Here is a 20,575-nt window from a genome sequence, read left to right on the forward strand (position 1 = left end):
TAACTATTCACTTAGGATAAAATACTTATATGAACCTTATTTTAGGTCATTAGTGACTGGAATTATGTACTAGTTGAAAGGACGATTTGATTAGTATGTTCTTAACAGTAAGTGTTGATCTCGAATTTGAAATGGGATCTCACTACACAGCTTTTAAAAAAAGGGTAAACTTGGAGGATTATAAGATGAAAGTATGTTCGAGTTGCTCTTCCTTTCCAGATCTTAGTGAGCAAGGAGCACTACTCATTTATTGCAAAATAGAAGCCAATTTTCTAGATTTAGAGAATGGTATAAAACAAAAATATGAGGTTGAGTCAGATAAGCAAGTATTAAAAATACGGTATCATTCTTTTACTATGCTAGAACAGATGGTTTATGATATTGACCTTCTGTTACAAGGCAATTCAACTGGGGTGTTTGGAAGCTGGATCGATAACGAACTAGAAAAACAATCGGTTCTCTTTCCAACGATGGCACCATTTGATCAACTACACGAACGGGTTAGCCATCGTGACTTTGTAACGGTCATTAATCAGCGAAAATTTTCGCATCATATTCAGCCGATTATTCAATTAGGTGATGGGAATGTTTTTGGATATGAATTTTTATTAAGACCAAATGATAATCATTTTCCTTTCTTTCCTGGAGAGCTTTTTGCGTTTTCACAACGAGCAGGGTTGCAATCATTATTAGACAGCCAAGCAAGAATTGGTTCAATTGAAGTGAGTGCGAAGCTTTTACAAGAAGGACAAAAACGATTTATAAATTTTTTACCTTCTTCAATCTATGATCCTAATCATTGTTTAAAGAGTACATTTAAAGTCGTAGAACAATTTAATGTAAATCCGAGTGACTTAGTTTTTGAAGTAGTTGAAACAGAGAAAATTAAAGATATCGATCATTTAAGAAAGATTTTCAGCACCTATAAGCAGCATGGGGTACATGTCGCATTAGATGATATTGGTTCTGGTTATTCAACGATTGAAGTTTTAAAGGAGCTTAATCCTAATTTTGCTAAAATTGACCGTCATTTAGTCGATCATTGTGACATGGACAAAAATAAACAACAAAAATTAAAAGCGATACAAGAAGTAGCAGATGCGAATGGGATCACCCTTTTAGCGGAAGGAATTGAAAGAGAAGAAGAATTAACTTACTGTAAAGAAATAGGCGTTGACCTTGCCCAAGGCTATTTGATTGGGAAACCTTCAGCTTTTCCTGTTTCAAATCAATTAATTACAAATATTTAATACTGCTATTTAATTATGGGAGTAGGACAAATATCAAAAGAGGTGGAAATCATAAGTGATTTCACCTCTTTGTTATGTTCTAATATTTTTCTTGATATAGCAAACTTCTTAATTAATTATTACTATAAGCATTCTTATGTTGTGTTCTAATGGATACGGAATGAGACGTATACTTTTGTGAAGCAGCCAATTTTTAATTTAGTGTCCTGAATAGTATCCATTTTATGTTAAAATTAGAATATTCAATAAAAGAGGAGGTTTTACGTTTTGAAAAAAAGGATACCGGTAGTACAAACAAAGTTTACTCCTCCGATTCTTAAGGAAACAAATATAGGACGTCTTCACTTAATAAGGAAAATGCGAGAGATGGATGGAAGTCGTTTAACTCTTGTTCATTCGGGACCCGGTTTTGGGAAGAGTACATCGATTGCGTCTTATTTAAAGCATCAAGAAAAGCGATATTGTTGGTATTCAATCACAAAAGATGAAGATCATATCCATCCATTTATTATTCATATGATTTATTCAGTTCAACAACAATATAGTGATTTTGGTCAGCGTTTATTAAACTATTTGGCGACAGAAAATGTCCTCAACCTTGAAGAAGAAATTGACTACCTCGCCTCAGAATACGTAAATGAGTTATTGAAAATAAAAGAACCATTTATTATCGTGATTGATGACCTTCATCTTGTAGAGGCGAGTAAGCCTATAGAGAATTGGTTATTATTTATCATTCAGCACTTACCCAAGCATGTTCACCTTATGATTTCAAGCCGTATTCGCCCAACATGGGGAGTTTTTACAAAAATGATTGTTCATGGTGATTTAGTAGAGATCACAGAAAGTGAATTAGCTTTTTCAAAAGATGAAGTAGAAGTTCTATTTTCTGACTTCTATCAAATATCAATTAAAGACGCAGAAGTTGAGCAAATCTATAGAAAGACAGAAGGGTGGATTATCGCCATACAAATGGTTTGGCAGCAAATGAAGTTTGTTGATCAAATAAGAGAAAATGAATGGGAAGCTGATACGAATGAAGAGTTGTTTCGCTATTTAGCATTGGAGGTATTTTCGAAACAGCAAAAGAACATACAGAACTTTTTATTAAAAACGAGTATTTTTGAAGACTTAAATCCTAAATTACTTGAAGAGATTTTAGAAATCAATAATGCAAATGATTTATTAAATATCTTAGTTCAACAGAATTTATTTATCTATCAAGTTGGGAGAGATCAATACAGATATCATGCCTTATTCAAGGACTTCTTACTACAGCAATTACACAAAGAGTATAATCTGTATGAGTCACTTCATTATAAATTGGCGGAGTACTTTGAACAATGTGCGGAATACGAAAAAGCAATATACCATTATTCAGAAATTAAACATTATGAAAAAGCAGCAGGAGTTATTCAAGCGCACGGTCTTGATCTATTAGCCAACGGTAAAATTGATTTGTTGTCTAGTTTCATAGAGAATTTATCCGTCTCATTAAAAAATCAATATCCACTTATTTGGTTTATAGAGGGGGAAATTAATCGGTATTTTTGTCATTACGAGAAAGCGCTTACAAATTATAATCAATTAATTCAAATTGCAAGTGAAGAAGGTGATGTAGTTTGTGAAAGTCTAGGAAATGAAGGAAAGGCAAAAATCTTCCTTGATACGATCCAACCAGCTAAAGCTGATGATTACTTAGCTCGGGCTATCTCTCTAATGGAAAAAAGCGATAAAAAGGAAATGAGAAGCCTTCATCTTTATAGTTTGATGGCAGAAAATCTCGTAAACTTAGGAAAAGCGTATGAGGCCGAGAAATGGCTGAATAAGTGTAAACAGCTAGATATTAATTATGAAAAAGAAGAATTAGAGTCTAGATTGTATTTACGAACGGGACGTCTTGAAAAGGCAAGGCAGTTACTCGAAAAATCAAAAGAAAAAACAGAAATTCTTAATGAATTATCACGATCCCACCGCGAAACCGATTTAATTTTGTCCATTGTCTATTCGTATATGGGGGAAGCAGAGCGTTCTAAACGATTAGCTGAGCAGGGGATATTAAGAGGAACCACTAGAAAAGCGCCATTTGTTGAAGCGTGTGGTTGGATCAGGATGGGGCATGCTGTACAAATTGAGAAGCGATATAATCCTGAATTAGCCGTTCATTGCTATGAGACAGCTTTAGAGTTAATGGATCAAATTAAGATGTCTAGAGGTAAATCAGAAGCATACTTAGGTCTAAGTTTATTATATGGAAAACTGGGGAAATATGATGCCTCTAAAAACGCAGGAATTATGGCATTGGAGGAACCGACAAGAGTAAAGGATGTATGGTTATCGTCTTATGTTCATTTAGCACTCGGAATAGCAGCATTTTATGAGGAAAAGTTTATTAATGCTAAAAAAGAGCTTTTATTGAGCAGTGATGGGTTTAACAAGTGTGGATGCCGATTTGGAGCAACTGCTAGCTTATTTTGGTTAAGTAAACTCACCTTTGCCAATAACGAGAAAGAAAAATTTCTTGCCTATATGAACGATTTTTTACACTGTATGAACCACTATCAATATGAATTTGTGTTGACTACCTCCTCTTTATACGGTCCAAAAGATGTACAAGAAGTAATCCCGATGCTATTAGAAGCCAAAAAACAAAACGTCCAAACCGATCAAATTTCATCAATACTTACTAGGCTCGGATATGAACAATTGACGTTCCATCCAGGTTATACAGTAAAGGTTCAGCTTTTTGGAGATTTTCAAGTTTGGCTCGGTGATAAAAAAGTAGCAGATAAGATGTGGAAGAGGGAAAAGGCAAAAGAATTATTCCAACTGTTCTTAACGAAGAAAGGGAGGATGCTTTCAAAAACGGAACTAATGTCGCATTTATGGGGAGAGGTTGAAGAAGAAGCGGCCAATCGAGACTTCAAGGTCGCGCTAAATGCACTAAATAAAGTTTTAGAGCCAGAGCGAAAGCCGAGAGAAGTTCCTTTCTTTGTCATTCGTGAAGGAAGTATGTACGGATTAAATGAAGAAGCGGCATTTGATATTGATTGTATTGCCTTTCAAGAACTAGTAGAAGAAGGAATGGAGGAAACGGATGCATTTCTAGCGAAAGATAAATTAAAACGCGGCTTAGAATTATATGTTGAAGAATTTTTACCGTCTAGAAAATATAGCGATTGGTGCAGTGAAGAAAGAGAGCGCTATTCATTTTTATATTTGCAAGGGTCTGAGAAGCTCGCACAGTTATATGTAGCAGAGGAGCAGTTTGATGAGACCATTGCTTTATGTAATTCGATTCTTCTCATCGATCGTTGTTGGGAAGAAGCCTATCGATTATTAATGTATTGTTACTATCGAAAACATAACCGGTCATACGCATTAAGAATGTTTGAAAAGTGTAAAAGAAATCTAGAGGAAGAGCTTGGAGTAGAGCCGATGGAATCAACTCTTCGTATGCTAGATATTATCAAGGAACCAGAAAGCATAGACCAAATTGTATAAGTAAACAAAGATGGGTGTAAGTGAATTACCAACATAACCGAAAAAAATGATTATATTTCAAGACAACACAGAAAACATAGGTTATGGCATAAATAAGCCTTTGGGTCGGCTTCCGTTTTGAACAACATGAAAGAGGTGTCAATCACCATAAGATTGACACCTCTTTTTGTTGTATCTAATCATACATCGGCTCTATAAATGAACCATTACCATTCCTACTAGTGTTGTCTTTTATATTTATTTGTAACTTGAGTGCAACTATATGATATTACAGTGTATTTAAACAATTAAATCTAAGGAGGAGGTGGGTTATGAAAGACAAGAAAATTGAAGCCAATGGATTACAATTCCACATCGTTGATTATGGGGGACAAGGTGAAGAAACTGTTCTTTGTATCCATGGATTAACAGCGAATGCTCGTTGCTGGGATGCTGTTGCTGAACGGTTAATTCATCGTTATCGTGTGTTAGCTATAGATCTCAGAGGCCGAGGCGATAGTGAAAAACCGCAATATGATTATTCTGTTAAACAGCATGCAGAGGATATCATCAAGATTATTCAACAGTTAAATCTAGACCAAGTGATCATGGTTGGTCATTCGTTAGGAGCAATGATTGGAGTTGTTTTCTCATCTATGTATCCTCAAAAGGTTTCTTCGCTCATTTTAATCGATGGAGGTGAAGATTTAAGGCCTGAAGTCGTCGACCTATTGCAGCCTTCTATTGAACGAGTTGAAAAACAGTATGAAACATTTGCTAGCTATAAAGCGCAAGTAAGTGAAATTCCTTTCTTCAGCCCTTGGAATAATTACTTAGAACAGTATTTTTATGCTGATGTTACACATTGTGATGATGGTTCGGTCGTGTCGAAAACCAGAAAGGTGATTATTAATGAAGAATTAATAAACTTAACCAAAACGAATATTAACGAATGTCATGCAGCTATTCAAGTTCCGACCTTAATATTGTGGGCACCGAATTGTTTATTTCATCCAACAGCTTATTTAATAAGTGAAGAAAATGGGGTGAAACTGGCTCAAATGATAGAAGGAGGAAAGTTTGTTGAAATTAGAGGAGCTAATCACTTTTCCATTTTATTTCACGAGTATCATCAAACGTCTTCTGAAATTCTCAATTTTTTACAAGAAGTAAGTGTGGGAAAGTTACGTGCAACTAAAATGTAACTGCAGTCATTCATACTACAATTAAAGGAATTTAATTTATCTTTTAAGGGGGAAACAGAATGGGAAAAAAGAGATTTTTTCTTATTGTAATGAGTGTAATCCTAGGTTTATTTTTACTCACTGCTTGCGGGTCAAATGATACAAGTAGTGAACCAGAAGGAAATGTGGATCCTGAAGACATAGATACAGAAACAGAAGAAGTGGTTCGAGTCGGCGTCCTGACTTCATTAACCGGAGCATTAGAGGCATACGGAGCTCAAACGGTGAAAGGATTTGAATTAGGACTCGATTATGCGACGAATGGAACGATGGAAATAGCAGGGAAAAAAATTGAATACATTATTGAAGATACAGAGACACAGCCCGATGTAGCGGTTCAAAAGGCAACGAGATTACTAGAAGATTACAATGTGGACTTTATTATCGGATCTTCCTCTTCAGGTGATACGTTAGCTGTATTACCACTAGTAGAGGAGTATGAAAAAATTATGATTGTTGAGCCAGCGGTTGCGGATAGTATTACAGGTGCCAACTGGAATAAACACATCTTCCGTACCGGTCGAAGCTCGTCTCAAGATGCGATTGCTGGTGCTGCGGCAATAGCAGGTGAAGGCGTGAGAATTGCAACTTTAGCACAGGATAATGCTTTCGGAAGAGACGGGGTTGGTGCATTTGCAACGACAGCCAAAGAATTAGGAGCTGATGTTGTACATGAAGAGTACGCGGACCCAGCAGGTGTAGACTTTGCTGCTAATATTCAACGCATCATTAATGCTGAACCTGATTATTTGTTTGTCATTTGGGCAGGGGCCAACTCTCCTTGGGGCCAATTAGCTGATATGAGAATTCAGGATCGTGGAATTCAAATATCAACAGGAGCGCCGGATATTGCTGCTCTTCGCACAATGGATGCAGTCGTTGGTATGAAAGGGTTTACTGTATACCATCACAGTCTGCCAAACAATGAAGTAAATGATTGGTTGGTAGAAGAACATCAGAAGCGCCATAACGGTGAAATGCCAGATTTATTTACACCAGGTGGTTTCTCTGCTGCGATGGCTGTTGTTCAAGCGCTAGAAAATAGCAATGGTGCGACGGACTCAGACACATTAATCGAAACGATGCGAGGGATGACGTTTGATACTCCAAAAGGACCGATGACTTTCCGTCCAGAAGATCATCAAGCCATGCAAACGATGTACGCCATTACATTAGAGCGTACTGATGAATTTGATTACCCAGTACCAGTCATTATTAGGGAACTTTCACCGGAAGAAACAGCACCACCAATTTTAAATTAAAAAACATTCATATGAGGCTGACTCAACAGCAAAGCTTCAATTTCCTACGTGCTTTACGATAGGAGTTGACTTGGGGGAGTCAGCTTCACCCATCAAAGGAGGAAGGTGAACGCAAGTGGACGTTATTTTAGAAACGAAAGATTTAACGATCGCGTTTGGAGGGCATGTCGCTGTAAATGAAGTTAATATTCAAATTGAACGAAATCAATTGAAGTCGATAATAGGACCAAATGGTGCAGGGAAAACGACGTTCTTTAATATGTTAAGCGGGCAATTAACGCCTACGAAAGGGACTGTACATTTAAACGGTGAGGATATTACAGGTTTAACACCTACTGCACGAACTCGTTTAGGGATTGGTCGCTCCTTTCAAATTACAAACGTGTTTCCAAACTTAACCTGTCATGAAAATGTTCGTCTTGCTGTTCAGTCACAGGCGGGGGTGCGTTATAACATGTTTAAACATTTTAAACACTTTAAAGAAATTGATAGGAAAACGAATGAACTACTGTACACCGTTTTGCTTGAAAATAAAGCTCAAGAGTTAGCTGTTAACTTAGCGCATGGTGAAAAGAGAAAACTGGAAATTGCAATGCTTTTAGCGCTTGAATCAGAAGTTCTTCTGCTTGATGAGCCCACAGCTGGCATGTCGTTAGAAGAAGTACCTATGATTCTTGATGTCATCCGAAGCATTCGTGACGAACGAAATCGAACAATCATTTTAATAGAACACAAGATGGATATGGTCTTAGACTTATCTGATAGTATTATGGTTCTTTTCCACGGTAGTCTGTTAGCAGACGGTGACCCAGAGGAAATCATGAAAAATGAACAAGTCCAATCTGCCTATTTGGGGGGGCTTCAAGATGACGCTTCTTAAAGTGGAACAAATTCAAACGTACATTCAACAATATCACATTTTACAAGGTGTTTCTTTTGAAGTAAATGCAGGAGAAGTTACGGTTTTACTAGGAAGAAATGGTGCGGGGAAGACAACAACACTTCGTTCTATTATGGGATTAAATTCGATTAAAGAAGGGACGATCATCTATAAAGATCAAGAGATTCATAGTTTGCCTACTCATAAAATTGCAAACTTAGGAATTGGTTATGTACCGGAAGATCAAGGGATTTTTGGCACACTGACTGTCGAGGAAAATATAAAAGTTGCGATGAAAAAGAAAGATGATGAAACATTAGAAAGACTAGATTGGATCTTAAATTTATTTCCCGATTTAAAAAAGTTTTGGAAGAAAAATGGAGGGCACTTAAGTGGCGGTCAGAAGCAAATGTTGTCCATTGCGAGGGCTTATGTCAATGAAAACGATATGCTGCTTATTGATGAACCTAGTAAAGGGTTAGCCCCTATTATCGTTGAGAAAGTGATGGAGTCGATCCAACAAATGAAAGAAAAGACAACAGTAGTGCTAGTCGAACAAAACTTCATGATGGCGAGTACAATTGGAGATCGTTTTTATATTATTGATGATGGACATTCCGTACACAGTGGAGCCATGGAAGAGTTAAAGCAGAACGAAGAGTTAAAGCGACAATACTTAGGAATTGCATAAAAGTAGTTGTTTGTTCTGTAGCTTATTGATGCAGGCAGAGTCTTGTTGTTAGAAAGGAACTGATTTAAAGGAGGGACAACTGTGGACTTATTAATTAGTATTACAATCAATGGATTGGCAACGGGAATGCTCATATTTTTATTAGCAGCAGGTCTAACGTTAATCTTTGGGTTAATGGATGTTTTAAACTTCGCTCACGGTGCTTTATTCCTTTGGGGAGCTTATGCAGGTATTTGGGCGTTCACTACAACTGAGAGTTACATTGTCGGTATTATCGCAGCCATAGTTGCGGGAGCAATATTAGGTTATTTACTAGAGCGGTTTATTATCAAACCTGTCTACGGAAACCACATCCAACAAATCCTCATTACGCTCGGTGCCATGCTTGTTTTAAGTGAACTCGTAAAGGTTGTTTGGGGACCAAATATCATTCATGCGCAAAGTCCAAGTTGGCTGCAAGGTAGTTGGGAAGTAGGAAATATCTATTTAATCAAATATCGTCTTTTCATCATTCTAATTGGTCTCATCGTCTTTTTTGGTTTATTATTCTTACTTAACAAAACAAAGCTTGGATTAGTTGTAAGAGCTGGTGTTATTGATAAGGAAATGGTTCAAGCATTAGGAATTAACATTCGAAAGATCTTCTTATTTGTATTTATGCTCGGTTCGGGTATGGCTGGTTTAGCAGGACTATTATTTGGTCCGTATTCCGGTGTGATCTATGCTGAAATTGGATTAGAGTACGGCATTCTAGCCTTTATCGTCGTCATTATCGGCGGTATGGGGAGTGTACTTGGTTCGATGACAGCAGCGGTACTAGTCGGTGTATTAGGTGCTTATGCAGCCTATTTTGTGCCAGAGTTAGCCTTAGCTGTAAACTTCTTAATCATGTTAGCAATCTTAATCTTTAAGCCTTCAGGTCTCATGGGGACAAAGGAGGCGATGAAATGAGTCGTCTAAAACAATTGTCACGATTTAAGCTGACATTAGCCGTTTTAACTATTGGTTTATTCTTCTTTCCGTTTATTAATGACTCCAGAACTTTGCTAATTATGTTGACGCAAATTTTTATTTTTGCTGCTTTTGCAATGAGTTACGATATTTTACTAGGATATTCCGGCATTGTTTCGTTTGGCCATGCGTTGTTTTTTGGGATTGGCGCTTACACAGTCGGTATTTGTTTAAAAGCATTTGGTGCAACTATTCCAATTGTTCTATTAGCCGTTTTGATTACCGTTATTTTTACAGCGGTCGTAAGTTATTTAGTTGGTATGTTAACGCTTCGCTTAAAAGGTCATTTTTTTGCAATGCTTACATTAGCTGTTTCGAGTTTGTTCGTTGTCGTTGCTGAAAAGTGGCGGTCAGTCACGATGGGGAATGACGGATTTACGTTTACTATTCCTGACCTTTTTAGAGATCGAGTTAGTTTTTATATTATTTGTTTAGCGTTTATGGTGCTAATTTATTTACTTCTTAGACGTTTTACAGAGTCGCCGATGGGTCGTGTATTGCAAGCGATAAGAGAAAACGAACCTCGTGTAGAATCGCTAGGTTATCGCGTGATGCATTATAAGATTACAGCGAACGTTGTAGCGGGTGTTGTAGCTGGGTTGGCAGGTATTTTATATGGAATGAGCTTACGCTTTGTTAACACGGCAGTATTATCTGTTGAATTAACGTTAGATGCGCTTCTTATTACAATTATTGGTGGTGTTGGTACACTATTTGGATCGATTGTTGGGGCAGCGCTTATCGAATTTGCGAAACATGGCTTGATGGATTTAGCTAAAGTACATTGGATTTTCGAACGATGGATAATTTTGTTTGGGACGGTGTTTATTTTAGTTGTCATGTTCTTCCCAAAAGGCATTGTAGGCACCATTAAACATTGGTGGGCTAAATACCAGTATAAAAAAGGACTGCGAAAATCAATTCCCAAACAGTCTGGACTGGATAAGGATATTTAATATGTTTGCAGGAGTAGGAGAGTGTTTGTCGAATGAAAAAAGAAGGCGTCGGAATTGTAAGTACTGGAGTATATATTCCAGATGAGTGGATGACGAGTACCGACATTGCTGAGCATTCGGGAATACCCGTTGAAGTTATTGAAGAGAAGCTGGGTATCCGGAAAAAGCCTCTCCCGGGCAGTGATGATCACACATGTCAAATGGGGATTTATGCAGCAAAAAAAGCATTAGAAAAAGGAAATATTGACCCAAAAGACATTGACTTAGTCATTTATATTGGTGAGGAACATAAAGAATACCCGCTCTGGACAGCTGGTATTATGCTCCAGCGGGAAGTCGGGGCAACGAATGCTTGGGCTTTTGACGTAGCGTTGAGATGTGGTACGACAATTATGGCCATGAAAGTCGCAAAGGATATGATGATAGCAGACCCTTCTATCCAAACCGTTCTATTAGCAGGTGGTTACCGAAACGTTGATTTTATCGACTATACCAACCCTAGAACACGGTTTATGTATAATCTAGCTGCCGGGGGAGGAGCGGTCGTCTTACAAAAAGGCTATGACTCTAACATTCTACTAGAAAGTCATATCATTACAGATGGAGCCTTTTCAGAGGATGTCGTCGTTGTAGCTGGAGGAACAAAAACGCCGATTAGTCAAGAAGCGATTGAGGAAAGACTCAACTATTTAGATGTCCTCGATCCAGTTGGAATGAAACAACGTCTGGAAGAAAAATCGATGAAAAACTTTATCGAAGTCATTCAACGATCGTTACAAAAAAGTAGCTGCAATCAAGAAGATATTAACTATCTCGGTATTTTGCACATGAAGAAATCAGCGCATGATTATGTGTTGCGTGAGTTAGGTCTTACCGATGAGCAATCGATTTATTTGAATGAGTTTGGTCATATTGGCCAAATCGATCAGATCCTGTCATTAGAATTAGCTCTTGAACAAGGGAAAATAAAAGATGGTGATGTCGTCGTCCTCGTGAGTGCAGGTATTGGCTATGCTTGGGGGGCAACTACGATCCGATGGGGAAAAGCTAGTCATGGAGGTGAAAGCTAGTGGAAAACACCAAGTTGCAATCGGTGAACATACCAAATGGAGAAACAATCGCTTATCGTGAGAGAGAAGGCGGAGATGAGGTAATTCTTCTTATCCATGGAAATATGACTTCATCCAAACATTGGGACCTCTTACTTGAAACACTTCCACCGCAGTATAAACTGTATGCAGTCGATATGAGAGGGTTTGGTCATTCCTCCTATCACCAACCGATTGAATCCATTAAAGATTTCTCAGAAGACATTAAGAGCTTTGTTAATGCTGTTGGTTTAAAAAGGTTTTCAATTCTCGGCTGGTCTACAGGCGGCACGGTAGCGATGCGTTATGCGATCGATTATCCAGCCGATGTTGATAAGATGGTGTTATTGTGTTCAGGTTCCACGCGAGGCTACCCGTTTATGAGTGTAGGTGAAACTGGAGAATATATTCGGTTAACAACGTTAGATGAAATAAGAAAAGAGGCTACGAAAACCATTCCAGTGTCTCAAGCGTATGAACAACGAAATAAAGAGTTTTTAAAAGCGGTATGGAATTCGTTGATTTATACGAACAACCAACCTGATGAACAAAAATACGAAGAGTATCTAGAAGATATGCTGACACAGCGAAACTTATCAGAAGTGTATCATGCATTAAATATTTTTAATATTAGTAATGTTCATAATGGAGTTACTGAGGGATCTGGCGAAGCCCAACAAATATCGCACCCAACTCTTATTTTAGCCGGAGAAAATGACCTGGTGATTACTCAACAAATGACAGAAGAAATAAAAGAAGACTTAAATGATCAGGCAGAACTGAAGTATTTAAAAGGTTGTGGCCATTCTCCACTCATCGATGATTTAGATCAATTACAATTAGCGATAACAAATTTTCTACAGAAACATTAGGAGGATATAAACATGAGACTACAAAACAAAACAGCTATTATAACTGGTGCTGGAAATGGAATTGGTAAAGAGGCAGCCCTTACATTTAGCCGAGAAGGTGCAAATGTGGTCGTTGCAGATTTTGATGAAACTGCTGCAGAAGCAGTTGTATCCGAAATCAAAGAAAATGGTGGCAACGGTATTGCGGTAAAAGTAAATGTGGCGGACCAAGAGAGTGTAACACAAATGGTACAAGAAGCTGTTAATTCTTTTGGAAGCGTCGATATTTTAGTGAATAATGCTGGTATCACAGCGGATGCCATGTTACACAAGTTAACTCCAGAAAATTGGCAAAAAGTCATTGATGTGAATTTAACAGGTGTATTTTATTGTACACAAGCAGTTATTCCGAAGATGGTTGAACTAGGAAAAGGAAAGATCATAACAACCTCAAGTGTTTCTGGTGTTTACGGAAATGTGGGTCAGACGAATTATGCGGCAACGAAAGCTGGTGTTGTCGGGATGACAAAGTCATGGGCGAAGGAATTAGGCGGTAAAGGAATTAATGTCAATGCAGTCGCTCCAGGATTTGTTGAAACGAGCATGGTAGCTAAAGTTCCTGATAAAGTCATTGAAAAGCTTAAAATGACAATCCCACTTAACCGACTAGGGAAGCCTGCAGATATTGCAAACGCTTATTTATTTTTAGCGTCAGACGAGTCTGACTATATAAATGGAACCGTTATACATGTAGACGGCGGTATTATGATGTAGCGAAAGAAAAAAGGCAGTTCATTTGTTAGAAACTCTAATAAATGGACTGCCTTTTTTATTTTAATTCAACCACCATGTAACGATAAAAGCAATAATAGGAATCGTTAATAACGATAGAAGTGTCGAATACACAGTTGTAATAACGGCTAATTCTTCATCGTTGGAATATCGGGCAAATAAGACAGTGGCAAGCATAATCGTCGGCATCGCTGAAAGAATGATGACAATGTTACTAACTAAATAATCTAACGGAAGTAAAGAGATAATGAGCATCGTTACAATCGGAATGATCAACAGGCGAACCCCGAGTGGAAACCATATTTGTTTGTAAAAGAGAAAGCCTCTTTTTTGAAAAAGCGGGGGTAACAACATTCCGATGTATAACATCGCTAATGGTGCAGCAAGTGCTGATAACATGCTCGTTAATTGCCTCAAGAATTGGGGTGGTTCAACGCCGGTAATAACTGCTGTTAATCCAATAATGATGGCTAATAATGGAATGTTAATTAAAGCTTTTAGCTGTGAAAACTGAAAGCGTTTTTCGGATTGAAGCATATAAATGACAACTGAAAATAAAACGATGTCTAAACCAGCATCAAAGATAGCTGCCAATAGTCCGCCAACAGGTCCAAAAATCGTGGCACAAAGCGGTATGCCGATAAATCCGGTATTCCCTAGAGCGGCTAAGATGGTCATCTTTTTGGCGAAAGTACTTTCAAAACGTAATAGTCTAGATAAGGTCCACGCAAATAATAGAGCTCCTAAATGGAAGATGACCGATAACCCAAATATGATAACGACTTGATGGAGCAACTGAGTTGTAACTTCTGTATTAAAAACTCCATTTAATATAATCGAGGGTACAGCAATATTTAATATAATCAGAATTAACACATGCTTAATTTCAGTAGTAATTTCCACTTTAAAAGCTAATGTTGCACCTATTGCAATAATTAATCCCATAACCATTATTGAGGTAGCGACAACGTAAATATCCATCATAGTTTCCTTTCGAAATTCACTTAGTAATAGTTTAATTGTAACTAAATCTACATAACTGTCAAAAAGAAGAAGTTCAAATTCTATATTAATAGATAAATTGATCATTCATTTGTAACTCGCGTGTAACCACTCTCAACTAAGATCAAGATGTAAATGCTTATGATGAAGGAGGGTGGTAAGATGAGTTGGGAAACAGATTGGATTGCAAATCGAGCTCGTATTACCCCAGAGAGAGTCGCGGTAGTCAATGGGGAAACGAAGGAAAATTGGACTTACGAGCAATTAAATATACGTGCAGAAAATCTTGCAAGCGCATTAGTGGAACGCGGCATAGAGCCAGGAGATCGAGTGGCACTTCTTTCTCCTAATCACGTCTGCTATTTTGATCTCCTTTTCGCTTGTACTAAAATCGGGGCCATTTTTGTTCCGTTAAATTGGAGATTAGCCAGTCATGAACTCGAATTTATTTTAAATGATTGTGAGCCTAAAATCGTCATTTTTGATGACAAACTAGAGGGATTAATTTCTTCTTTTCAAAGTGTTGCAGTCAGACGTAACGGAAGTGAGTATAGCCAGTGGTTATTAAGACAGGGTAGAGGAGAAGTCTACAAGGTGGACTTTGATGCACCGCTTGCGATTATTTATACAGGAGGAACAACGGGAAAACCTAAAGGGGCAGTACTAACACATCGATCCGTCTTTTATAATGTGATTAACACGATTACAAGTTGGAACTTAAAAGGGGAAGATACAACGTTAACGTACTTACCGATGTTTCATACAGGTGGACTAAATGCGCTTTCTTTACCGCTTCTTCATATGGGTGGAAAAGTAGTCATTGTCGATCAATTCGATCCAATAGAAGCGGTTCGCATTTTAAATGAACATCGTTGTACGATTGCATTGTTTGTCCCCACAATGTACCATATGCTGATCCAAACCGAAGAGTTTAAAAATAATACATTTCCTACGATGCATACGTTTCTTTCAGGAGGAGCTCCTTGCTCTTACAAGATCTATGAAGCTTTTGCAAAGAAAGGTTTACAATTCAAGGAAGGGTATGGTTTGACAGAAGCGGGTCCAAACAACTTCTTTATTGATCCTAACGATGTAAAAGAGAAACGAGGTTCAGTTGGAAAACCAATGCTATATAATAAAGTAAGAATTATTGATGAAACAGGAAATGACGCACAACCTGGAGAAGTTGGCGAAATTATTATTAATGGACATCACGTATTCGATCATTACTGGAATCGTCCGGATGCCACTTCAGAAGTAGTTCGAAGCGGATGGCTTTATACAGGAGATTTAGGAAAGCGGGACGAGGAAGGCTATTTTTATATCGTTGGCCGAAAAAAAGATATGATTATAACCGGTGGAGAAAATGTTTATCCACTTGAAATCGAGCATATTTTAGCTGAATATGGACATGTGGCTGAAGTTGCAGTCGTTGGATTGCCTGATGAAAAATGGGGAGAAGTAGTCGCGGCGTTTATTGTCCCTCAACAAGAGGGGACGATAACTGTTAAGGACTTAGAAGACCATTGCCGAAAATATTTAGGTGGTTATAAAATCCCGAGAAAAATTAGACTTGTTTCAGAACTTCCAAAAACACCTGTTGGGAAAATAGATAAAAAGGAACTTATTAAATCTTGTAGTTAGTTGATTAGTAGTATTCTTCTTCTAAAGGCTGTTCTTACAGCTCAGCAAAGAGGGAAGGGTACTACCTGTCAGCTTTTTTCTTGTACAAAAAATAGTGAAGGACATAAACTTATACATATGAAGATTAAGCATTTTTCTAGTGGTATACTGGAAAACATGCAGGGTACGTAATGGAGGAATTGTTATGATTGATGCACATATCCATCTTTATCAATACAATGATATTGAAACAAGAATACAGCACTGGCAGAAGAATGGGATTGAAAGTGTAGTCGCTGTTTCAAATAATTTAAAATCTTCTTATGAAACGTTAGAGTTAAGACAACGTTACCCGGATTTTATTATAGCTGGAGTTGGCTACCATCCTGAACAAAAGCCGATGAATCGGCGAGACATGACTGAGCTAGAAGAACTTATCTATTCGGAAAAAGCAGCAGTTTCGTTCATTGGGGAGGTTGGACTGCCTTATTATATTTTAGACCAATTAACAGATAATGAGCGAGTGTTACATCTAGAACAGTTTGCTAGGTGGGTGGATGTTGCCAAACAAGCAAAATTACCTTTAGCGGTTCACGCTGTACATTCACAAGCTGAGCAAGCTCTTACAATACTTAACCAGATAACAGAAGTTCAAGCACACTTCCATTGGTTAAAGGCTCCGGAACAAGTCGTAAAAGAGATTATCGCAGCAGGACACTTCATCTCGGTTACACCTGAGGTTTGTTACCGTAAGCGCGATCAAAAGTTAGCTGAAATGGTCCCTATTACGCAATTACTTATAGAAACAGATGGACCTTGGCCATTTAATGGACCATTTGAAAATGACGATACGTCGCCGTTATTACTTAAACCTATTGCGGAGAAACTAGTAGATGTGAAACGCATCCCTCTCAGCAAAGTTATTCAGCAAACCATTACTAATACGAATTCAATTTATAACTTAAACAAAAAATAGAAAACGAACAAGCTGATTTCAATCTGAAATCAGCTTGCTTTACTTTATTTTCCGTGCATGGACAACAAACCTTGCATCTTCAAAATCATAAGCACATGTAGAAAGGGTTAGTAACTGATCCTGATGTGTTAAGTGAACATCATTTAAATCAATTTGTGATTTTTCTTGAACCAATTCAAGAAAATCAAGATATTCTTTATCGGAAGAAAAGTCGGTAACGATATAATAAAAATTGGTAGCTGTAACGTATGCGGAAAAAATTTCCCACTCGGTTTCTGTTGCAAGAGTTTGTATGGTAATGATCCGATTATTTTCAAAAAAGTCTTCGTCTTGATAATTTAACAACCCTTTAAACATTGAACCATCTCTCATATGGTGTCCATAAATAATTGAATGCCGGTCGGAAAGGTCTGGTTGATTTCGAAAATCCATAAAAATCGAGCCTGCATCTGATTTGGAATGTTGAAAGTTATGGTCAAGGTAGTACTCATTATCTTTCGTTTGAACGATCGGATAATCAATAGGAGTGTTTGGAACCGTAATCCATCCAACCGTGTCTTCATTTATCTCTAGCAATGGCAGAAATCTTTCTTTTATTAGGGGTTGCTCTTGAGTTTCTAAGTTTCTATTGGCATTTTCAGCTTTGGGCAAGGAGTCTGTGAACGTTTCTTGGACTGCTGCATACATCCGGTGATTTTCGTAACTACTATAAAAGTAATCTAGCACTTGAAACATTGATAATAAAAAAATTGAAACACATATCCCGATGATTATACGTCTAACATTCATAATAAGCATCCTAACTTTAGATAAAAGGGAGCTATTAGCCCCCATTTGTAGAGATTAAGAAAGTATAAAATTCGAAGATCCAGGTGCCATCGCCTCGAGGCCGCTTCGATCCATCAAAAGTGTCTAAAGAGCAAGACACTTATTGCTGGCCCTCCAGCGCTTGTAGCCGATAAGCGGGCACCTTGCGCCTTTCTGATTAGACTCTAGCACTCTTTTCTTTTCTAATAAAGAATAATGCAACTGCACCAGCAAGGACTGCTAATACAATATAGATAAGTACAGAATTATTGCTCGTTTGCGGAATAGCAGGAGTTTCATCTCCAGCTTCTGCAGTACCTTCATTAGTACCATTATCAGTATCTCCACCTGGCAGTAACACAGCATCAATAACATGGATCACACCGTTTGAAGCTTCAATATCAGCAGTCACTACATTTGCTTCATTTACTTGTACAGGGTTTAATGTAATTTTTACTTTTTCACCGTTTAATGTAGTTGCTTCCATACCATCTGCTAGATCACTAGACATTACTTTTCCTTCAACGACATGATATAAAAGAATATCTGCAAGATCTTCGTTAGCTAGTAATTCCTCAGCCGTTACACCTAACTCATCTAATAAAGCAGCAAACGCCTCGTCACTAGGAGCGAATACTGTTAAAGGACCTTCGCCTTTAAGAGCATCCACTAATCCAGCCGCTTGTGCAGCAGCTAATAAAATTTCAAAGTTACCAGCAGCAGCTGCCGTTTCTACGATGTCAACTAAACTATTCTCTTCTTCAGTTCCTTCTTCTACTGAAGCTTCTTCATCACTGGCCGGAATTAATACAGCATCAATAACATGGATCACACCGTTTGAAGCCTCAACATCAGCAGTAACTACATTTGCTTCATTTACTTGTACAGGGTTTAATGTAATTGTAATTTTCTCGCCGTTTAATGTAGTTGCCTCCAGACCATCTACTAGATCAGTAGACATCACTTTGCCTTCAACGACATGATATAACAGAATATCTGCAAGGTCTTCGCTAGCAAGTAATTCGTCAGCCGTTACACCTAACTCATCTAATAAATTTGCAAACGCCTCGTCAGTAGGAGCGAATACCGTGAACGGACCTTCCGCTTTAAGAGCATTTACTAAATCAGCAGCTTGAACCGCGGCTACTAGAGTGTTGAAATCATCAGCAGCTACTGCAGTATCAACAATATCATCACCTTCATGATTGTCAGCTAGTACCCCCATTCCAAAAGACATTGACATAAGTAACATAAAAACCAGTGACATGACAAAAACCTTTGATTTGTGCATTGTACATCCTCCTAATTTTTACTTGTATAACTTCTACACAATGAATGTATAACAAATTTATAATTCAGTAAAGAAATATGTCACCATATCTGAAAATTAAGACTAAGGACTCATTCCTGTTAAGTACTCCATACCTATAAATAAGTTTTCAAAAGTCGTACTAATAGTAACTTCCATTTTCATATTGTTACTAAGGGAAGTTGTTCAAGCTTTGTTAAAGAATTTGCTTAATCCCTTTACTAGGGTGTCCTTTGTTTAACTAGAAATAGAATAGGAGAGAAAGCTATGAAAACTTGGACTATCAGCGCATTACTTATATTCACTCACCTTTTTTTCTTATCTGGATGTACGAATAGTAAGGAAGTCAATAAGGAGAAAACGGAAACAGCGATTGAGCAAATCGATAGTACAGAAGAGACAAATACGAATGGAATTTCAATTTCACTGGATGAAAGTTATATCAATTATTTGGGAGTTGGGGAGGTACTTGCGGATGATATCATTAATCTAAACGTAAAGAATGAACAAGTGACTACACTTTCTTCTGCGAATTCGATTGCTTCGATTTATGATACTGTCAATGGTCATTCAGATATAGCCGTAGTTAGAAATGATCTTGCCTACTATGCGAGTCATGGACTTTATTTATTTGAAGGGGATGTCCCAATAACCGGGTTCCATGGTGTAGCGATGTTATCTCCTGAAGTTATACACATCATTGTTCGACCTGAAAGCGGAATTCAAACAGTGGATGATCTGATTGGTAAGCGTGTATCAGTAGGAGGTAGAGATTCTGTTGTTGAAGTAAATGCTAAGCAAATTCTAAACATACATGGAATTACATACGAGGATTTTGAAGAAGAAAAGTACATTGATCGTACTGAATTAGCAGAAAAAATTCAAAGTGGAAAAATCGATGCTGCGTTTATTTCGGCAGGATTAGGAATGGATGAGGATAGGGTGTTAAAAGAACTGAGTGATGATGTAGACTTCATTTCTATCAATGATGAAAAAATTCAAGAATTACAAGCAGAGTATCCATACTATGTTTCGTACACCATCCCAAAAGAGTTGTATGAAACAACTTCTGATGTAACGACATTAGCTGCTAAAGGCATGCTAATTGTAAATTCAAGTGTCGATGAGGACTTAGTATATGAAATGACGAAAGCGATGTTTGAAAACCTTGAACAGTTTAACAATGATCTACTAAAGTTACACATAACATTAGATGAAGCTTTAAAGGGGATGCCAATTGATGTTCACCCAGGTGCTGAACGTTATTATATTGAACAACAACTTATAAAAAAGGACTAAAAAAGCATTTTGCTGAAAAGCTACTGAAACGGAAAAGAGGTCGAACCATAA

Annotated in this window: 17 protein-coding genes; 14 read left to right on the top strand and 3 right to left on the bottom strand. The window is 37.6% G+C overall.

Features of this window, described 5'->3' with window-relative positions; translation table 11 throughout:
• Positions 1 to 185 precede the first annotated feature (185 nt).
• The 11 genes from AC2VNP_RS16185 (at position 186) to fabG (ending at position 13,490) form a co-directional block, all read left to right on the top strand.
• Positions 186 to 1,250: an EAL domain-containing protein gene (locus tag AC2VNP_RS16185; RefSeq protein WP_486918325.1), complete on the top strand. Its 1,065-nt coding sequence runs from the start codon at positions 186 to 188 to the stop codon at positions 1,248 to 1,250.
• A gap of 267 nt (positions 1,251 to 1,517) precedes the next feature.
• Positions 1,518 to 4,754, top strand: coding sequence for an AfsR/SARP family transcriptional regulator (locus AC2VNP_RS16190; protein ID WP_486918326.1), 3,237 nt, complete (start codon positions 1,518 to 1,520; stop codon positions 4,752 to 4,754).
• 311 nt (positions 4,755 to 5,065) lie between these two features.
• Positions 5,066 to 5,938 (top strand): alpha/beta fold hydrolase, encoded by an 873-nt coding sequence (locus AC2VNP_RS16195; RefSeq protein ID WP_486918327.1) that lies wholly within the window; start codon positions 5,066 to 5,068, stop codon positions 5,936 to 5,938.
• Between the two features lie 59 nt (positions 5,939 to 5,997).
• Positions 5,998 to 7,239: a substrate-binding domain-containing protein gene (locus tag AC2VNP_RS16200; protein WP_486918328.1), complete on the top strand. Its 1,242-nt coding sequence runs from the start codon at positions 5,998 to 6,000 to the stop codon at positions 7,237 to 7,239.
• 115 nt (positions 7,240 to 7,354) lie between these two features.
• Complete coding sequence (locus AC2VNP_RS16205; RefSeq protein ID WP_486918329.1) at positions 7,355 to 8,119, top strand: ABC transporter ATP-binding protein; 765 nt, start codon at positions 7,355 to 7,357, stop codon at positions 8,117 to 8,119.
• Positions 8,106 to 8,810, top strand: coding sequence for an ABC transporter ATP-binding protein (locus tag AC2VNP_RS16210; RefSeq protein WP_486918330.1), 705 nt, complete (start codon positions 8,106 to 8,108; stop codon positions 8,808 to 8,810). The genes AC2VNP_RS16205 and AC2VNP_RS16210 overlap by 14 nt, the downstream gene beginning before the upstream one ends.
• An 81-nt stretch (positions 8,811 to 8,891) precedes the next feature.
• A complete protein-coding gene (locus AC2VNP_RS16215; RefSeq protein WP_486918331.1) occupies positions 8,892 to 9,761 on the top strand; it encodes a branched-chain amino acid ABC transporter permease in 870 nt (289 codons plus the stop codon).
• The gene (locus AC2VNP_RS16220; protein WP_486918332.1) at positions 9,758 to 10,777 is read left to right on the top strand and encodes a branched-chain amino acid ABC transporter permease; all 1,020 of its coding nucleotides are present in this window, start codon (positions 9,758 to 9,760) and stop codon (positions 10,775 to 10,777) included. Before AC2VNP_RS16215 ends, AC2VNP_RS16220 begins: the two co-directional genes overlap by 4 nt.
• 32 nt (positions 10,778 to 10,809) lie before the next feature.
• Entirely contained in the window at positions 10,810 to 11,847 is a 1,038-nt protein-coding gene (locus tag AC2VNP_RS16225) for a 3-oxoacyl-ACP synthase (protein ID WP_486918333.1), read from the top strand.
• A complete protein-coding gene (gene phaZ / locus AC2VNP_RS16230; protein WP_486918334.1) occupies positions 11,847 to 12,737 on the top strand; it encodes an intracellular short-chain-length polyhydroxyalkanoate depolymerase in 891 nt (296 codons plus the stop codon). Before AC2VNP_RS16225 ends, phaZ begins: the two co-directional genes overlap by 1 nt.
• A gap of 12 nt (positions 12,738 to 12,749) precedes the next feature.
• Positions 12,750 to 13,490 (top strand): 3-oxoacyl-ACP reductase FabG, encoded by a 741-nt coding sequence (fabG, locus tag AC2VNP_RS16235; protein ID WP_486918335.1) that lies wholly within the window; start codon positions 12,750 to 12,752, stop codon positions 13,488 to 13,490.
• A gap of 60 nt (positions 13,491 to 13,550) precedes the next feature.
• On the opposite strand, the gene AC2VNP_RS16240 is transcribed toward fabG, so the two are convergent.
• The gene (locus tag AC2VNP_RS16240; RefSeq protein WP_486918336.1) at positions 13,551 to 14,597 is read right to left on the bottom strand and encodes an AEC family transporter; all 1,047 of its coding nucleotides are present in this window, start codon (positions 14,595 to 14,597) and stop codon (positions 13,551 to 13,553) included.
• Positions 14,598 to 14,672: 75 nt separating this feature from the next.
• Here AC2VNP_RS16240 and AC2VNP_RS16245 point away from each other — a divergent pair, with 75 nt between their 5' ends.
• Both AC2VNP_RS16245 and AC2VNP_RS16250 read left to right on the top strand, forming a co-directional pair.
• Positions 14,673 to 16,154, top strand: a complete 1,482-nt coding sequence (locus AC2VNP_RS16245) for a class I adenylate-forming enzyme family protein (RefSeq protein ID WP_486918337.1) — start codon at positions 14,673 to 14,675, stop codon at positions 16,152 to 16,154.
• Positions 16,155 to 16,338: 184 nt separating this feature from the next.
• On the top strand, positions 16,339 to 17,109 hold the full coding sequence (locus AC2VNP_RS16250) for a TatD family hydrolase (protein ID WP_486918338.1): 771 nt from the start codon (positions 16,339 to 16,341) through the stop codon (positions 17,107 to 17,109).
• A 39-nt stretch (positions 17,110 to 17,148) separates the two neighbouring features.
• On the opposite strand, the gene srtB is transcribed toward AC2VNP_RS16250, so the two are convergent.
• Together srtB and AC2VNP_RS16260 are read right to left on the bottom strand one after the other, a co-directional pair.
• Positions 17,149 to 17,898 carry a class B sortase gene (srtB, locus tag AC2VNP_RS16255; RefSeq protein ID WP_486918339.1) on the bottom strand — a complete coding sequence of 250 codons (750 nt, stop codon included), beginning with the start codon at positions 17,896 to 17,898 and terminating at the stop codon, positions 17,149 to 17,151.
• Between the two features lie 196 nt (positions 17,899 to 18,094).
• Positions 18,095 to 19,207: a fasciclin domain-containing protein gene (locus AC2VNP_RS16260; RefSeq protein WP_486918340.1), complete on the bottom strand. Its 1,113-nt coding sequence runs from the start codon at positions 19,205 to 19,207 to the stop codon at positions 18,095 to 18,097.
• A gap of 285 nt (positions 19,208 to 19,492) precedes the next feature.
• On the opposite strand from AC2VNP_RS16260, the gene AC2VNP_RS16265 reads away from it, so the two are divergent.
• Complete coding sequence (locus tag AC2VNP_RS16265) at positions 19,493 to 20,524, top strand: TAXI family TRAP transporter solute-binding subunit (RefSeq protein WP_486918341.1); 1,032 nt, start codon at positions 19,493 to 19,495, stop codon at positions 20,522 to 20,524.
• Positions 20,525 to 20,575: the final 51 nt, after the last annotated feature.

It is taken from the genome of Alkalihalobacterium sp. TH-98, from assembly GCF_057473385.1.

Excerpts from the sequence above, each read along its gene's own strand:
- AC2VNP_RS16185 (WP_486918325.1), top strand. The coding sequence starts at position 186 with ATGAAAGTATGTTCGAGTTGCTCTTCCTTTCCAGATCTTAGTGAGCAA.
- AC2VNP_RS16195 (WP_486918327.1), top strand. The coding sequence starts at position 5,066 with ATGAAAGACAAGAAAATTGAAGCCAATGGATTACAATTCCACATCGTT.
- AC2VNP_RS16200 (WP_486918328.1), top strand. The coding sequence starts at position 5,998 with ATGGGAAAAAAGAGATTTTTTCTTATTGTAATGAGTGTAATCCTAGGT.
- AC2VNP_RS16210 (WP_486918330.1), top strand. The coding sequence starts at position 8,106 with ATGACGCTTCTTAAAGTGGAACAAATTCAAACGTACATTCAACAATAT.
- AC2VNP_RS16220 (WP_486918332.1), top strand. The coding sequence starts at position 9,758 with ATGAGTCGTCTAAAACAATTGTCACGATTTAAGCTGACATTAGCCGTT.
- AC2VNP_RS16225 (WP_486918333.1), top strand. The coding sequence starts at position 10,810 with ATGAAAAAAGAAGGCGTCGGAATTGTAAGTACTGGAGTATATATTCCA.
- fabG (WP_486918335.1), top strand. The coding sequence starts at position 12,750 with ATGAGACTACAAAACAAAACAGCTATTATAACTGGTGCTGGAAATGGA.
- AC2VNP_RS16240 (WP_486918336.1), bottom strand. The coding sequence starts at position 14,597 with ATGATCAATTTATCTATTAATATAGAATTTGAACTTCTTCTTTTTGAC.
- AC2VNP_RS16245 (WP_486918337.1), top strand. The coding sequence starts at position 14,673 with ATGAGTTGGGAAACAGATTGGATTGCAAATCGAGCTCGTATTACCCCA.
- AC2VNP_RS16250 (WP_486918338.1), top strand. The coding sequence starts at position 16,339 with ATGATTGATGCACATATCCATCTTTATCAATACAATGATATTGAAACA.
- srtB (WP_486918339.1), bottom strand. The coding sequence starts at position 17,898 with ATGAATGTTAGACGTATAATCATCGGGATATGTGTTTCAATTTTTTTA.
- AC2VNP_RS16260 (WP_486918340.1), bottom strand. The coding sequence starts at position 19,207 with ATGCACAAATCAAAGGTTTTTGTCATGTCACTGGTTTTTATGTTACTT.
- AC2VNP_RS16265 (WP_486918341.1), top strand. The coding sequence starts at position 19,493 with ATGAAAACTTGGACTATCAGCGCATTACTTATATTCACTCACCTTTTT.